Below are 15,787 nucleotides of genomic sequence, written 5' to 3' on the forward strand. Positions count from 1 at the left end.
ATGAACCTGGCGCGCTACCGTTTTGTCCTGTCCCGGCCGCTGCAGTTGCTGCCGGTGCTGTTTGGCATCAGCCTGATTACCTTTGTGCTGGTGCGCTCGATTCCCGGCGACCCGGCCCGTGCCCTGCTGGGTTCGCGCAGCACGCCGGACGCCTTGCTGAAAATCCGCGCCCAGTACGGCCTCGACCAGCCGTTGTGGCTGCAATATTTCTACTTCCTGAAAAATCTGCTCAAGGGCGACCTCGGCCAATCGCTGCTGTACAAGGTCGACGCGCTCAAGCTGATCGTCACCCGCATCGAACCCACGCTGGTATTGGTGCTCGGCAGCGTGGTGCTGGCGCTGCTGATCGCGGTGCCGCTGGCGACGTTGGCCGCGCGTAACAAGGGCGGCTGGGCGGATAACCTGATCCGCGTGTTCACCACGGTCGGCCTGGGCATGCCGGCGTTCTGGCTGGGCTTGATGCTGATCCTGTTGCTGAGCGTGCAGTGGGGCTTGTTTCCCGTGTCCGGTTACGGTCGTACCTGGCTGGACAAGGCGCATCACATGGTGCTGCCGTGCCTGACCATCGCCCTGGCGCTGTCGGCGGTGCTGGTGCGCAACCTGCGGGCGAGCATGCTGATGGAGTTGCAGGCTGACCATGTCACCGCCGCCCGGGCTCGTGGGCTGTCGGAAGCCGCCGTGTTTCGCCGCCATGTGCTGCCCAATTCCCTGGTGCCGGCGGTCAACCTGCTGGCGGTGAATATCGGCTGGCTGATCAGCGGCACGGTGGTGATCGAAAGCCTGTTTGCCATTCCCGGCATCGGCCAGTTGCTGGTGCGCGGCATTTTCACCCGCGACTACATGGTGGTGCAGGGCGTCGCCATGGTGCTCGCCTGCGCGACAGTGGTGGTCAACTTCATCGCCGACGTGGTGACCGTGGCCCTCGACCCACGGGTGAAGATGCAATGAGCAGCCGCCCGTTGATTGCCCCGTGGCGTTTGCGCCTGCGTTTTGGTTTTCGCAATGGCCGCCTGACGGCTGCGTGGGGCCTGTTGATTTTGCTGGTGTGGCTGGCGCTGGCGCTGTGTGCGCCGTGGATTGCACCTTATGACCCGATTGCGCAAAACACCGATATCAGTTTGCTCGGCCCGAGCCTTGCTCATCCCTTTGGCACGGATAACTACGGTAGGGACATCCTGTCGCGGGTCATCTGGGGCGCGCGCATTGACCTGCAGTTGGCCATCGTCGGGGTGATTTTCCCGTTCATGATCGGCACCTTTGTCGGCGCGGTGTCGGGCTATATCGGCGGTCGTTTCGACAGTTTCTGCATGCGCCTGATCGACGTGATCCTGGCATTCCCGTTCCTGGTGTTGATGCTGGCGATCATGGCCATCCTCGGTCCAGGCCTGAAGAGTTTCTATATCGCCATGGCATTGGTGGGCTGGGTGTCGTATGCACGGCTGATCCGCTCGCAAATCCTGGTGCTCAAGGAAAGCGACTTTGCCCTGGCCGCCAAGAGCCTGGGCTTTGGCCATGGGCGCATTCTGTTCCGGCATTTATTGCCTAACGCCATGTTCGGCTCGATCGTGTTTTCCATGTCTGACGCCGTATTGGTGCTGCTCAATGGCGCCGCCGTGAGTTACCTGGGCCTGGGCGTGCAACCGCCGACCGCCGAGTGGGGGACGATGGTGGCCGAGGGGCAAGCCTTTATCACCACCGCGTGGTGGATCTGCACCTTCCCAGGGCTGGCCATCGTGACCTTGGCCATGGGCTTCAGCTTGCTGGCGGATGGCGTGGCGCAAGTGTTGGGGGATCGCTCATGAGCGTGCTGCAGGTGCGCGATCTCAGCGTGATCGCCAACAATGCCGGGCGCGAGGTGACCTTGGTCGACCGCGTGTCCTTCGATCTGGCCGAGGGCGAAATCCTTGGCTTGGTGGGTGAGAGCGGCTCGGGCAAGACCATGGCCTGTCGCGGTCTTATGCGCTTGCTGCCATCGCCCAACCTGCGGGTGCAGGGCGGTGCTGTAAGGCTGGCCGGGCAGGACCTGTTGCAGTTGGATGATGCGGGGATGCGCGCGATACGCGGCGGGCAACTGGGCATGATTTTCCAGAACCCCAGCAGCCACCTTGATCCGCTGATGCGCATCGGCGAACAGATTGCCGAAGGCATTCGCCTGCACCAGGGCGCATCGAAGAAAGACGCCCGGCTGCAGGCCATCGACGTGTTGCGCCAGGTGGGCATTCCCGATCCCCAGGCGCGCATCGACAACTACCCCCACGAGTTTTCCGGCGGTATGCGCCAGCGCGCAATGATCGCCGTGGCGCTGGGCTGCAACCCGAAAGTGCTGATCGCCGACGAGCCGACCACCGCCCTGGATGTGACGGTGCAGGCGCAAATCCTGCGGCTGTTGCTGGACCTGCGCGATCAACGCGGGCTGTCGATCATCATGATCACCCACGACCTCGGCGTGGTCGCGCAAACCTGCGACGCCATTGCCGTGATGTATGCCGGGCGCCTCTGCGAGCACGGCAGCAAATACGACCTGCTGGCCCGGCCGCAGCACCCGTACACCGCCGGTTTGATCGACTGCCAGCCCGCCCACAGCAGTGGCCACGCCTTGCTGCGCACCATCCCCGGGCAGCCGCCGTTGCTGGATGCATTGCCCGCCGGCTGCCGGTTCAACCCGCGTTGCCCGCAGGTCGGCGCCTTGTGTACCGAGGTGCTGCCGGAAGGCGCGCGCGTCGCCTGTCATTACCCGTTGGGAGCGCAGCCATGAGCCTGTTGCAGATCAAGGACCTCGAGGTGAAGTTTGCCGCGTCCGGCACCGGCCTGTTCGGTTTGAACAAGCAGTGGGTGAGGGCGGTGAACGGCGTGTCGCTGAACCTGGCGGCGGGCGAAACCCTGGGGCTGGTCGGTGAGTCCGGCAGCGGCAAAAGCACCCTGGGCCGCGCCATTCTGCACCTCAACCCGATCAGCGCCGGCCAGGTGTTGTTTGATGGCGTCGACATGGCCCACGGCAGCGCCATCGACATCACCCGCCTGCGACATGAAACCGCGATGATCTTCCAGGACCCGTACGCCGCGCTGAACCCGCGCCACACCATCGGCGAAACCATCGCCGAAGTGCTGCGGGTGCAGCGCAAGGTGGCGCCGCAGCAGATTCCCGCGCGCGTGAATGAGCTGCTCGACCTGGTCGGCCTGCGCCCCGAACTCGCCGACCGCAAACCCGGCTCCCTCAGCGGCGGGCAATGCCAGCGCGTCGGCATCGCCCGGGCGCTGGCGGTGGAGCCACGGCTGATCATCGCCGATGAGTGCGTGGCGGCGCTGGACGTATCGATCCAGGGCCAGATCATCAACCTGCTGCTGGAACTGCAACAGCGCATGAACCTGGCGATCCTGTTCATCGCCCATGACCTCGCCATCGTGCGCCGCCTGTGCGACCGCGTGGCGGTGATGTACCTGGGCAAGATTGTCGAGGAAGGCCCGGTGGAGGCGGTCTTTACAACGCCACGTCATCCGTACACGGCGGCGCTGATCCAGGCGATTCCCGAGATTGACCCGCATCGGCCGTTACCTACGGAGCCCTTGCCGGGTGAACCCCCGAGCCCACTGAATTTGCCTACGGGCTGTGCCTTTCACCCGCGTTGCCGGCATGCCCGCTCCATGTGTTCCGTGGTGTTGCCGCCGACGCATTTCCTGCACGAGCATCGGTACAGTTGCGTGCTTGAAGAACCTTTGCTTTAACCCTCTGCCATTCATTAACAAGGAGTTGTGATATGCAATCGCGCCACTTGAAGTTGCTCGCCGCCGCCACATTGACCGCCTGGTCGCTGACCGCTGGTTTTGCCCAGGCGGCGGGTGTATTGACCATCGGCTGCCGTGAAGACAGCACCACGTTCGACCCGATCAAAAGCGCTCAGAACCGCGACACCTGGGTCTTCGCCAACGTCTACGACACCCTGGTGCGCGTCGACAACCTGGGCACCAAGATGGAGCCGGGCCTGGCCGAAAGCTGGGACATCTCCAAGGACGGCCTGACCTACACCTTCAAGCTGCGTGATGCGAAGTTCTCGGATGGCTCGCCGATTACCGCCGAAGATGCGGCGTTCAGCCTGTTGCGTATTCGCGACAACAAAGCCTCGCTGTGGGCCGATCCGTTCAACCTGATCAACACCGCCAAGGCGTCGGACCCGAAAACCCTGGTGGTCACCCTCAAGACTCCGGCCGTAGCCTTCCTCTCGCAACTGGCGTCGCCGACGGTGTCGATCCTGTCGGAAAAAGCCATGACCAAGATGGGCGAAGACGCCTACTCGGAAAACCCGGTGACCTCCGGTGCGTTTACCGTGGACGAGTGGCGCAAGGGCGATCGGGTGATCCTCAAGAAGAACCCGAACTTCTGGCAGGCCAAGAACGTGAGCCTGGATGGCGTGGAGTGGGTGTCCGTCACCGACGACAACACCCGCATGCGCATGGTGCAGAACAACGAGCTGGACACGGCGATCTTCGTACCGTTCTCACGGGTTGAAGAGCTGAAGAAAGACAAGAACGTGGTGATCCACGCCGACCCGTCGACCCGTGAAGATCACCTGCTGATCAACCACGCCCATGGCTTGCTGGCCAAGCAGGAAGTGCGTGAAGCGCTGGACATGGCGATCGACAAACAATCGCTGGTCAAGACCGCCACCTACGGTCAGGGCACCGTGGCCTATTCCTACATTCCAAAGGGCTCGCTGTACCACTACGCCAACAACCTGCAGCGCCCGTACGACCCGACCGCCGCCAAGAAGCTGCTGGAGCAGGCCGGCGCCAAGGACTTGAAGCTCAACTACGTGGTCAACGCCGGCAACGAAGCCGACGAGCAGATTGCGGTGATCATCAAGGACCAACTGGCCAAGGTCGGCGTGACCGCCAACCTGCAAAAGGTCGACCCGACCCAAAGCTGGCAGATGCTGGTGGACGGTGAGTACGATATTTCGGTGATGTACTGGACTAACGACATCCTCGACCCGGACCAGAAGACCACCTTCGTGCTGGGCCACGACACCAACCAGAACTACATGACCCGCTACAAGAACGACAAGGTCAAGGACCTGGTAGCCGCCGCACGCATCGAGGCCGACCCGGCCAAGCGTGAGCAGATGTATGTGGAATTGCAGAAACTGGCGAAACAGGACGTGAACTGGATCGACTTGTACTACAGCCCGTACATCAACATCTCACGCAAGAATGTGAGCAACTTCCTGCAAAACCCGCTGGGGCGTTTCACCCTTGAGGAAGTGGTGAAAAACTAAGATCCAAAGCACACCGCAATACAACTGTGGGAGGGGGCTTGCTCCCGATAGCGGTGCATCAGTCAAAGAGGTTGTGACTGATCACCTGCTATCGGGGGCAAGCCCCCTCCCACATTTGGTTTTATAGTGTGCCTGTTATTGCGCGTCGAACGCCTGCCCGTTGATGCCGGCACTGTCCGGCCCCATCAGGTACAGGTACACCGGCATGATCTCTTCCGGCGCAGGCCTTTCCATCGGGTTTTCCCCTGGGTATGCCTGGGCGCGCATGCTGGTGCGCGTGCCACCGGGGTTGATGCTGTTGGCCCGTACCGCCGCCACGTCCTCCAGCTCGTCGGCCAGGGTTTGCATCAGCCCCTCGGTCGCAAACTTCGACACTCCGTAAGCCCCCCAATACGCCCGGCCCTTACGCCCGACGCTGCTGGAGGTGAACACCACCGACGCATCCTGGGACAGTTTGAGCAGCGGCAGCAGGGTGCTGGTCAGCATGAACATCGCGTTGACGTTCACGTGTATGACCCGCATGAAATTCTCACCGGACAACTGCTCGATCGGCGTGCGTGGGCCGATGATCGAGGCGTTGTGCAGCAGGCCGTCGAGGTGGCCGAATTCTTTTTCGATCATCGCGGCCAGCTCATCGTACTGATGGGGCAGGGCGGTCTCCAGGTTGAATGGGATCACCACCGGTTGCGGCTGGCCCGCCGCTTCGATTTCGTCATAGACCTGGGCCAGGTTGGCTTCGGTCTTGCCCAGCAACAGCACGGTAGCGCCATGGGCGGCGTAGGTTTTCGCCGCTGCCGCGCCAATCCCGCGACCGGCGCCGGTCACCAGGATGGTTCGGCCTTTGAGCAGTTCTGGACGTGCGGAGTAATCAAACATAAACAACCTCGACAGAATTCACAGAAAATCCATGTGATTGATCGCAGCCTCTGCTTTTGTGGCGAGGGAGCTTGCTCCCGCCGGCCTGCGTAGCAGGCCCATCTTTTGGGGCCGCTTCGCGCCCCAGCGGGAGCAAGCTCCCTCGCCACAAAGGCACATCAGCCGCAAGCATTCCCAATCAGCAACTGCACAGTGCGTTATCCAGCACTTTACGCAGCTCCAGCGGGTGATCCACCACCACATCGGCACCCCAATGGCGCGGGTTGTCGTCCGGGTGGATATAGCCGTAGGTCACCGCCGCGGTACGGGTGCCGGCGTCGCGGCCGGACTCGATATCGCGCAGGTCATCGCCCACGAACAGCACGCTGGCCGGGTCCAGGTCGAGCATCTTGCACGCCAGGATCATCGGCTCCGGGTCCGGCTTGCTGTTTTTCACATGGTCGGGGCAGATCAGCAGCGCCGAGCGCTCGGCCAGGCCCAGCTGCTGCATGATCGGTTCGGCAAAGCGCAGTGGCTTATTGGTGACCACGCCCCAGATCAGCTTGGCTTTTTCGATGTCTTCCAGCAGCTCGGCCATGCCGTCGAATAATTTACTGTGGACCGCGCAGCCCTTGAGGTAGCGCTCGAGGAACTCCTGGCGCAGCGCTTCAAAACCTGGGGATTCCGGGTCCATCGAGAAGGTCACGGCGACCATCGCCCGCGCACCGCCGGAGATTTCATCGCGGATGTGCTGGGGATTGATCGGCGCCAGGCCGCGGTCGGCGCGCATGGCCTGGCAGATGGCGATAAAGTCCGGCGCGGTGTCCAGCAGGGTACCGTCCATATCGAAGAGAACCGCTCGCAACTTCACAGGCTCACTCCTCGCGCAGGGTCTGGATCATGTAGTTGACGTCAACATCGCTGGCCAGCTTGTAGTGTTTGGTCAGCGGGTTGTAGGTCAGGCCGATGATGTCCTTGACGGTCAGCCCGGCCTGGCGGCTCCAGGCGCCCAGTTCGGAAGGGCGGATGAATTTCTTGAAGTCATGGGTGCCGCGCGGCAGCAGCTTCATGATGTATTCGGCGCCGATGATCGCGAACAGGTAGGCCTTGGGGTTGCGGTTGATGGTGGAGAAGAACACTTGGCCGCCCGGCTTGACCATGCGGAAGCACGCACGGATCACCGAGGACGGGTCCGGCACGTGCTCGAGCATTTCCAGGCAGGTGACCACGTCGAACTGCTCGGGCATCTCTTCAGCCAGGGCTTCGGCGGTGATCTGGCGATACTCCACGCTCACGCCGGATTCCAGCTGGTGCAGCTGGGCCACCGCCAAGGGCGCTTCACCCATGTCGATGCCCATCACGGTCGCGCCGCGCTGGGCCATGGCTTCGCTGAGGATGCCGCCGCCGCAGCCCACGTCCAGCACCTTCTTGCCGGCCAGGTTGACGCGTTCGTCAATCCAGTTGACCCGCAGCGGGTTGATGTCGTGCAGGGGTTTGAACTCGCTTTCGCGGTCCCACCAGCGGTGAGCCAGGGCTTCGAATTTGGCGATTTCGGCGTGGTCGACGTTGCTCATGGTGAATCCTCTAAATCTGATAAATCGGTTTGTCAGTCCTGAACGATACGGTTCAAGACCGGCGTTATTCGCTGTGCCCGCTGATACGTTGACCCCAGGCGATGGCCGTGGCGGTCAACTGGTGTTCATCCATGCGGGTCAACTGCCGGTCGTCGAGCAATTGCTTGCCGGCGACCCAAAGGTGTTTCACGCAATCGCGTCCGGTGGCATATATAAGCTGTGAGACCGGATCGTAGATCGGTTGTTGCGCCAGCCCCGACAGATCGAAGGCAACGATATCCGCCGCCTTGCCGACCTCCAGCGAGCCAATCTCGCTTTCCAGGCCCATGGCCCGCGCGCCATTGAGCGTCGCCATGCGCAGGGCCCGGTGGGCATCCAGCGCCGTGGCCGAACCGGCGACGGCCTTCGCCAGCATCGCCGCGGTGCGGGTTTCGCCCAGCAGGTCGAGGTCATTGTTGCTGGCGGCGCCATCGGTGCCGATGGCCACATTCACGCCAGCCTGCCACAGACGCTCCACCGGGCAAAAGCCGCTGGCCAGTTTCAGGTTGGATTCCGGGCAATGGATGACGCTGGTGTTGCTTTCTACCAGCAAAGCCAGGTCATCCTCGCTGATTTGGGTCATATGAACGGCCTGGAAGCGCGGCCCCAACAGCCCGAGGCGACCCAGGCGCGCCAGTGGGCGCTCGCCGGTCTGCTCGACGGCTTGCTGCACTTCAAAGGCGGTTTCGTGAACATGCATATGGATCGTGGCGTCCAGCTCTTCGGCGATCACGCGGATTTTTTCCAGGTTGTCATCGCACACGGTGTAAGGCGCGTGGGGGCCGAAGGTGATCTTGATGCGCGGGTGGTGCTTGAGGTCGCCGAACAGTTCGATGCCCTGGCGAATCGCCTCATCGGCCGTGCTGGCGCCGGGAATCGGGAAATCGAGGATCGGAATCGCGATCTGCGCGCGCATGCCGCTGTTGTGTACGCGGTCGCTGGCGACCTTGGGGTAAAAGTACATGTCGGAGAAGCAGGTGATGCCACCCTTGAGCTGCTCGGCGATGGCCAGGTCGGTGCCGTCGCGCACGAACGCTTCATCGACCCACTTGGCCTCGGCGGGCCAGATGTGTTTTTCCAGCCAGGTCATCAGTGGCAGGTCGTCGGCCAGGCCGCGAAACAGGCTCATCGCCGCATGCCCGTGGGCGTTGATCAGGCCGGGGCTGAGCAGCATGCCCGGCAGCTCGCGCACCTCATGGGCCGCCAGCTTCAAGGCCGCTGCCCGTGGCCCGATAAAGGCAATGCGCCCATCGCGGATGCCCAGGCCATGCTCCTTGAGCACCACGCCAGCGGGTTCGACAGGCACCAGCCAGGTTGGCAGCAGCAACACGTCGAGCGGGGCGGCAGTGGCGGTCATCGCGGGATTCTTCCCAGGCAGCTATAAAAGAAGGGCGAAGTATACCCGAGCGTCCTGGCTGGCGGATCGCTATAATCGGCGGCTTTGTTCTTGAGTGCGGAGTAAGGGATGCGCGATCGACTGTTGGCAGCGGAGAAGGTGAAGGCCATCGATTGGCGTGATGGCGCGCTGTACCTGCTCGATCAGCGTGCCTTGCCGTCCCGGGAAAGCTGGGTGGCCTGCGTGACGGTCGAAGACGTGGCGGCAGCTATTCGTACGATGGTGGTGCGCGGTGCGCCGGCCATTGGCATCAGTGCTGCGTATGGCCTGGTGTTGGCGGCCCGTGTGCGCATCGCCGAGGGCGGTGACTGGCAGGCTGCCTGGGAAGAAGACTACGCACTGTTAGCCGATGCCCGTCCCACCGCATCGAACCTGTTCTGGGCGTTGAAGCGCATGCGCGACCGTCTGGATCGCGTCAAGAAGCACGCCGATCCGCTGGCGGTGCTGGAAGCCGAAGCCATCGCGATCCATGAAAGTGATCGCGAAGCCAACCTGACCATGGCCCAACTGGGCGTCGAACTGATCCGCAAGCACCAGGGCAATGCCCAGGCCATCCTCACCCACGGCAACGCAGGCGCCCTGGCGACCGGCGGCGTGGGAACGGCGCTCGGAGTGATTCGCGCGGCCTACCTGGAGGGCATGGTCGAGCAGGTCTACGCCAACGAAACGCGCCCCTGGCTGCAAGGTTCGCGGCTGACCGCCTGGGAACTGGCGGGCGAGGGTATCCCGGTGACGGTGAATGCCGATTCGGCGGGGGCGCATATCCTCAAGACCAAAGGCGTGACGTGGGTGATCGTCGGCGCCGATTGCATTGCCGCCAATGGTGATGTGATCAGCAAGATCGGCACCTACCAGCTGGCGGTGTGCGCGATGCACCATGGCGTGCGTTTCATGGTGGTGGCGCCGAGTTCCACCCTGGACATGATGATGGCCACTGGCGATGACGTTGCCCTGGAAGAGCGCGATATTGGTGAGTTGCTGGAAGTGGCCGGCCAGCGCTTTGCGGCGGATGTGAATGCCTACAACCCGGTGTTTGACGTGACCCCGGCTGACCTGATCGACGTGATCGTGACCGAGAAAGGTGTGGTCGAGCGGCCGGATACGGCCAAGTTGGCCAAGTTGATGTGCCGTAAGCGGTTGCATTGAGGGGGGTGGTGTTTGTGGAATGGCCATCGGGGGCAAGCCCCCTCCCACACGTGAACGGCGAACGCATTCAAAATGTGGGCGGGGGCTTGCCCCCGATTGGCTTTATAAGTCAACAAAACCCTCGGATCTGGCCTCAGAAAAAAGCACCAACCCACCTCTGAGCCCCTCTCGTCGCCCTCAAGCCTGTCATCCGTCAACTTACTATGCTCCATGCGCATCAGGGGGATAGGTGCGTGGCGGCGATTGTGATAACATCCGGCGGTTTCCAGGGCCACCCCGAGGGGTGGCCTATAACGTGCAGATCCGTGTCATAACTCGTTGATTTGTCGTAAGTCGTTGTCAGGCACTCTGCCGGCAGCGGCGAGCTTCGTTCGTCCCAAATGGATGTGACGAGGTTTCACCCGAAAAAGGAATCAGGCTTCTCATGGGCGAACTGGCCAAAGAAATCCTCCCGGTCAATATCGAAGACGAGCTGAAACAGTCCTACCTCGACTACGCGATGAGCGTAATTGTCGGTCGGGCACTGCCTGATGCGCGCGATGGCTTGAAGCCCGTGCACCGGCGTGTGCTGTTCGCGATGAGCGAGCTGGGTAACGACTGGAACAAGCCGTACAAGAAATCTGCCCGTGTTGTCGGTGACGTGATCGGTAAGTATCACCCTCACGGCGACACTGCGGTGTACGACACCATCGTTCGGATGGCCCAGCCGTTTTCCCTGCGCTACCTGCTGGTAGACGGCCAGGGCAACTTCGGTTCGGTCGACGGCGACAACGCCGCGGCCATGCGATACACCGAAGTGCGCATGACCAAGCTGGCGCACGAGCTGCTGGCCGACCTGCATAAAGAAACCGTGGACTGGGTGCCGAACTACGACGGCACCGAAATGATCCCGGCCGTCATGCCAACCAAGATCCCCAACCTGCTGGTCAACGGTTCCAGCGGTATCGCCGTGGGCATGGCCACCAACATCCCGCCGCACAACCTCGGTGAAGTCATCGACGGTTGCCTGGCCCTCATCGACAACCCCGAGCTGACCGTCGATGAGCTGATGCAATACATCCCCGGTCCGGACTTCCCGACCGCCGCGATCATCAACGGTCGCGCCGGCATCATCGAAGCCTACCGCACCGGTCGCGGCCGCATTTACATGCGCGCCCGCTCGATGATCGAAGACATCGACAAGGTCGGTGGCCGCCAGCAGATCGTCATCACCGAGCTCCCTTACCAGCTGAACAAGGCGCGTCTGATCGAGAAGATCGCCGAGCTGGTTAAAGAGAAGAAGCTGGAAGGCATCACCGAGCTGCGCGACGAGTCCGACAAAGACGGTATGCGCGTCGTGATCGAGCTGCGCCGTGGCGAAGTGCCTGAGGTGATCCTCAACAACCTCTATGCCCAGACCCAGCTGCAAAGCGTGTTTGGTATCAACGTGGTTGCACTGATCGATGGCCGCCCACGCATCCTGAACCTCAAGGATCTGTTGGAAGCCTTCGTCCGTCACCGTCGCGAAGTCGTTACCCGCCGTACCGTGTTCGAACTGCGCAAGGCCCGCGAGCGTGGCCACATCCTGGAAGGCCAGGCGGTTGCGCTGTCGAACATCGACCCGGTGATCGCCCTGATCAAGGCTTCGCCGACCCCGTCGGAAGCTAAAGAAGCCCTGATCAAGATGCCGTGGGAGTCCAGTGCTGTCGTGGCGATGGTTGAACGTGCCGGCGCCGACTCGTGCCGTCCGGAGACCCTGGACCCGCAATACGGCCTGCGTGACGGCAAGTACTTCCTGTCGCCGGAACAGGCCCAGGCCATCCTGGAACTGCGCCTGCACCGCCTGACCGGCCTGGAGCACGAGAAGCTGCTGGCCGAGTACCAGGAGATCCTCAACCAGATCGGCGAGTTGATCCGCATCCTCAGCAGCGCCGTGCGCCTGATGGAAGTGATCCGCGAAGAACTGGAAGTGATCCGCGCCGAATACGGCGACGTGCGCCGCACCGAGATCCTCGACGCGCGCCTCGACCTGACCCTGGGTGACATGATCCCGGAAGAAGAGCGTGTGGTGACCATTTCCCACGGTGGCTATGCCAAGACCCAGCCGTTGGCTGCGTACCAGGCCCAGCGCCGTGGCGGTAAAGGTAAATCGGCTACCGGCGTCAAGGATGAGGACTACATCGCTCACCTGCTGGTTGCCAACAGTCACACCACGCTGCTGCTGTTCTCCAGCAAGGGCAAGGTGTACTGGCTGAAAACCTACGAAATCCCGGAAGCGTCGCGTGCCGCCCGTGGTCGTCCGCTGGTCAACCTGCTGCCGCTGGACAGTGATGAATACATCACCACCATGCTGCCGGTCGAGGAATACACCGAAGGTCACTTCATCTTCATGGCGACCGCCAAAGGCACCGTGAAAAAGACCCCGCTGGAATCCTTCAGCCGTCAACGCAGCGTGGGCCTGATCGCCCTGGAGCTGGACGAAGGCGACGTACTGATCTCCGCCGCCATCACCGATGGCGAGCGTGAAGTCATGCTGTTCTCCGACGGTGGCAAGGTGACGCGCTTCAAGGAATCCGACGTTCGTGCCATGGGCCGTACCGCCCGCGGTGTGCGCGGCATGCGCCTGCCGGAAGGGCAGAAGCTGATTTCGATGCTGATCCCGGAAGAAGGCAGCCAGATCCTCACCGCTTCCGAGCGTGGTTATGGCAAGCGTACGGCCATCAGCGAGTTCCCGGAGTACAAGCGTGGCGGCCAGGGCGTGATCGCCATGGTCAGCAACGACCGCAACGGCCGTCTGGTCGGCGCGGTCCAGGTGCTCGACGGCGAGGAAATCATGCTGATTTCCGACCAGGGCACCCTGGTGCGTACCCGTGTGGCTGAAGTGTCGAGCCTGGGCCGTAACACCCAGGGCGTGACCTTGATCAAGCTGGCCAAAGACGAAAAACTGGTCGGCCTGGAGCGTGTCCAGGAGCCGTCGGAAGTCGAAGGCGAAGAGCTGGAGGGCGAGGAAATTGAAGGCGAGGTGATCGCAGCAGGCGATGACAACGTCGACGAGCCAACCCTCGATGCTGCCGCAGACGAAGAAGAACCGCAGGAATAAGCGGACACACAGGGGGCGGATGAAGATTCGCCCCCTTGTTGTTTGTCCCTTATGAAATAAACGTCCTTTGGCTGGACGCGGTCAATGTGGGAGCTGGCTTGCCTGCGATGGCAGCGCCGCGGTATCACTGCGCTACCGAGGTGCCCTTATCGCAGGCAAGCCAGCTCCCACAAGGGTTCGCTCCCGATAAAGGTTGTTGCCGAATATGATTGCAGCCCCACCAGATCAGAGTGAGATTGGATGTGAGCAAGAGAGCCTATAACTTCTGTGCCGGTCCCGCGGCGCTTCCTGAAGCAGTCCTGCAGCGTGCGCAGGGTGAACTCCTCGACTGGCATGGAAAAGGCCTCTCCGTGATGGAAATGAGCCATCGCAGCGATGAGTTCGTGTCCATTGCCACCAAGGCCGAGCAGGATCTGCGCGACTTGCTGGGCATCCCCTCCCACTACAAAGTGCTGTTCCTGCAGGGCGGCGCGAGCCAGCAGTTCGCCCAGATCCCGCTGAACCTGCTGCCGGAAGACGGCACTGCCGACTACATCGACACCGGTATCTGGGGTCAGAAAGCCATTGAAGAGGCCTCCCGCTACGGTCACGTCAATGTGGCGGGCACCGCCAAGCCTTACGATTACTTCGCCATTCCCGGCCAGAACGAGTGGACGCTGTCGAAGGACGCCGCCTACGTGCATTACGTAGCGAACGAAACCATCGGCGGCCTGGAATTCGACTGGGTACCGGAAGTCGGCGACGTTCCGCTGGTGTGCGACATGTCTTCTGACATCCTTTCGCGCCCGATCGATGTGTCCAAGTACGGCATGATCTACGCGGGTGCGCAGAAGAACATCGGCCCGAGCGGCATCCTGGTCAACATCATCCGCGAAGACCTGCTGGGGCGTGCCCGTTCGCTGTGCCCGACCATGCTCAACTACAAGGTCGCGGCCGATAACGGCTCGATGTACAACACCCCGCCGGCGTTCGCCTGGTACCTGTCCGGCCTGGTCTTCGAGTGGCTGAAGGAGCAGGGCGGTGTCGCCGCCATGGGCAAGCTCAACGAAGAGAAGAAGCGCACCCTGTACGACTTCATCGACGCCAGCGGCCTGTACAGCAACCCGATCAACCTGACCGACCGCTCGTGGATGAACGTGCCGTTCCGCCTGGCTGACGATCGCCTGGACAAGCCATTCCTGGCCGGTGCCGACGAACGCGGCCTGCTGAACCTCAAGGGTCACCGTTCGGTCGGTGGCATGCGCGCCTCCATCTACAACGCTGTCGACATCAACGCCATCAAGGCGCTGATTGCCTACATGGCAGAGTTCGAAAAGGAACACGGCTAATGTCTGAGCAAGAACTCAAGGCCCTGCGCGTACGCATTGACAGCCTGGACGAGAAAGTCCTGGAACTGATCAGTGAGCGCGCGCGGTGCGCCCAGGAAGTGGCACGCGTGAAGATGGCGTCCCTGGCGGAAGGTGAAGTGCCGGTGTTCTACCGGCCTGAGCGTGAAGCCCAGGTGCTCAAGCGCGTTATGGAACGCAACAAGGGTCCGTTGGGCAACGAGGAAATGGCGCGGTTGTTCCGTGAAATCATGTCCTCGTGCCTCGCGCTGGAGCAGCCGCTGAAAGTGGCTTATCTCGGCCCTGAGGGCACCTTCACCCAAGCGGCGGCCATGAAGCACTTCGGTCACGCAGTGATCAGCAAGCCCATGGCGGCGATCGACGAGGTGTTCCGTGAAGTGGCAGCCGGCGCGGTGAATTTTGGCGTGGTGCCGGTGGAAAACTCCACCGAAGGCGCGGTCAACCACACGCTGGACAGCTTCCTCGAACACGATATGGTGATCTGCGGCGAAGTCGAGTTGCGTATCCACCACCACCTGTTGGTGGGCGAGAACACCAAGACCGACAGCATCAGCCGTATCTATTCCCACGCCCAGTCCCTGGCCCAGTGCCGCAAGTGGCTGGATGCGCATTACCCGAATGTCGAGCGCGTGGCGGTCTCCAGCAACGCCGAAGCGGCCAAGCGGGTCAAGGGTGAGTGGAACTCGGCGGCCATCGCCGGTGATATGGCGGCGGGCCTGTACGGCCTGACGCGCCTGGCCGAGAAAATCGAGGACCGCCCGGACAACTCCACGCGTTTCCTGATGATCGGCAGCCAGGAAGTGCCGCCGACGGGCGACGACAAGACTTCGATCATCGTCTCCATGAGCAACAAGCCCGGCGCGCTGCATGAACTGCTGGTGCCGTTCCACGACAACGGGATTGACCTGACGCGCATCGAGACTCGTCCTTCGCGCAGCGGTAAATGGACTTACGTGTTCTTTATCGACTTCATCGGCCATCACCGCGACCCACTGGTCAAAGGCGTGCTCGAGAAAATCAGTCAGGAAGCCGTTGCACTCAAGGTGCTGGGCTCTTACCCGAAAGCGGTTCTGTGAGGCGTT

At 62.1% G+C, this 15,787-nt stretch carries 13 protein-coding genes; 9 read left to right on the top strand and 4 right to left on the bottom strand.

Features of this window, described 5'->3' with window-relative positions:
• From ACI512_RS12200 to ACI512_RS12220, 5 genes are read left to right on the top strand one after another with little or no spacing between them, the layout of a single operon-like run.
• Positions 1-948, top strand: coding sequence for an ABC transporter permease (locus ACI512_RS12200; RefSeq protein ID WP_012722919.1), 948 nt, complete (start codon positions 1-3; stop codon positions 946-948).
• Complete coding sequence (locus tag ACI512_RS12205; protein WP_012722920.1) at positions 945-1,802, top strand: ABC transporter permease; 858 nt, start codon at positions 945-947, stop codon at positions 1,800-1,802. Before ACI512_RS12200 ends, ACI512_RS12205 begins: the two co-directional genes overlap by 4 nt.
• The gene (locus ACI512_RS12210; protein WP_046035078.1) at positions 1,799-2,755 is read left to right on the top strand and encodes an ABC transporter ATP-binding protein; all 957 of its coding nucleotides are present in this window, start codon (positions 1,799-1,801) and stop codon (positions 2,753-2,755) included. The genes ACI512_RS12205 and ACI512_RS12210 overlap by 4 nt, the downstream gene beginning before the upstream one ends.
• On the top strand, positions 2,752-3,723 hold the full coding sequence (locus ACI512_RS12215) for an ABC transporter ATP-binding protein (protein ID WP_012722922.1): 972 nt from the start codon (positions 2,752-2,754) through the stop codon (positions 3,721-3,723). The genes ACI512_RS12210 and ACI512_RS12215 overlap by 4 nt, the downstream gene beginning before the upstream one ends.
• Positions 3,724-3,755: 32 nt before the next feature.
• Complete coding sequence (locus ACI512_RS12220) at positions 3,756-5,270, top strand: ABC transporter substrate-binding protein (protein WP_012722923.1); 1,515 nt, start codon at positions 3,756-3,758, stop codon at positions 5,268-5,270.
• 135 nt (positions 5,271-5,405) lie between these two features.
• Here ACI512_RS12220 and ACI512_RS12225 read toward each other — a convergent pair whose 3' ends face one another.
• The 4 genes from ACI512_RS12225 to ACI512_RS12240 all read right to left on the bottom strand — a co-directional run bounded on the left by ACI512_RS12225 (position 5,406) and on the right by ACI512_RS12240 (position 9,095).
• Complete coding sequence (locus ACI512_RS12225; RefSeq protein WP_236382374.1) at positions 5,406-6,146, bottom strand: YciK family oxidoreductase; 741 nt, start codon at positions 6,144-6,146, stop codon at positions 5,406-5,408.
• A 178-nt stretch (positions 6,147-6,324) separates the two neighbouring features.
• On the bottom strand, positions 6,325-6,996 hold the full coding sequence (gene mupP / locus ACI512_RS12230; RefSeq protein WP_064052329.1) for an N-acetylmuramic acid 6-phosphate phosphatase MupP: 672 nt from the start codon (positions 6,994-6,996) through the stop codon (positions 6,325-6,327).
• A gap of 4 nt (positions 6,997-7,000) precedes the next feature.
• Positions 7,001-7,699, bottom strand: a complete 699-nt coding sequence (ubiG, locus tag ACI512_RS12235; protein WP_003172645.1) for a bifunctional 2-polyprenyl-6-hydroxyphenol methylase/3-demethylubiquinol 3-O-methyltransferase UbiG — start codon at positions 7,697-7,699, stop codon at positions 7,001-7,003.
• A 64-nt stretch (positions 7,700-7,763) separates the two neighbouring features.
• Positions 7,764-9,095: a TRZ/ATZ family hydrolase gene (locus ACI512_RS12240; RefSeq protein WP_236382285.1), complete on the bottom strand. Its 1,332-nt coding sequence runs from the start codon at positions 9,093-9,095 to the stop codon at positions 7,764-7,766.
• A 108-nt stretch (positions 9,096-9,203) separates the two neighbouring features.
• Here ACI512_RS12240 and mtnA point away from each other — a divergent pair, with 108 nt between their 5' ends.
• The 4 genes from mtnA to pheA all read left to right on the top strand — a co-directional run bounded on the left by mtnA (position 9,204) and on the right by pheA (position 15,781).
• The gene (gene mtnA, locus ACI512_RS12245) at positions 9,204-10,280 is read left to right on the top strand and encodes an S-methyl-5-thioribose-1-phosphate isomerase (RefSeq protein WP_064052331.1); all 1,077 of its coding nucleotides are present in this window, start codon (positions 9,204-9,206) and stop codon (positions 10,278-10,280) included.
• Between the two features lie 424 nt (positions 10,281-10,704).
• Complete coding sequence (gyrA, locus tag ACI512_RS12250) at positions 10,705-13,359, top strand: DNA gyrase subunit A (protein WP_231809056.1); 2,655 nt, start codon at positions 10,705-10,707, stop codon at positions 13,357-13,359.
• A gap of 242 nt (positions 13,360-13,601) precedes the next feature.
• Positions 13,602-14,687, top strand: a complete 1,086-nt coding sequence (gene serC / locus ACI512_RS12255; protein ID WP_236382283.1) for a 3-phosphoserine/phosphohydroxythreonine transaminase — start codon at positions 13,602-13,604, stop codon at positions 14,685-14,687.
• Entirely contained in the window at positions 14,687-15,781 is a 1,095-nt protein-coding gene (gene pheA, locus ACI512_RS12260) for a prephenate dehydratase (RefSeq protein ID WP_003172650.1), read from the top strand. Before serC ends, pheA begins: the two co-directional genes overlap by 1 nt.
• Positions 15,782-15,787: the final 6 nt, after the last annotated feature.

It is taken from the genome of Pseudomonas petroselini (genome assembly GCF_045037875.1).
Classification (GTDB): Bacteria; Pseudomonadota; Gammaproteobacteria; order Pseudomonadales; family Pseudomonadaceae; genus Aquipseudomonas; species Aquipseudomonas petroselini.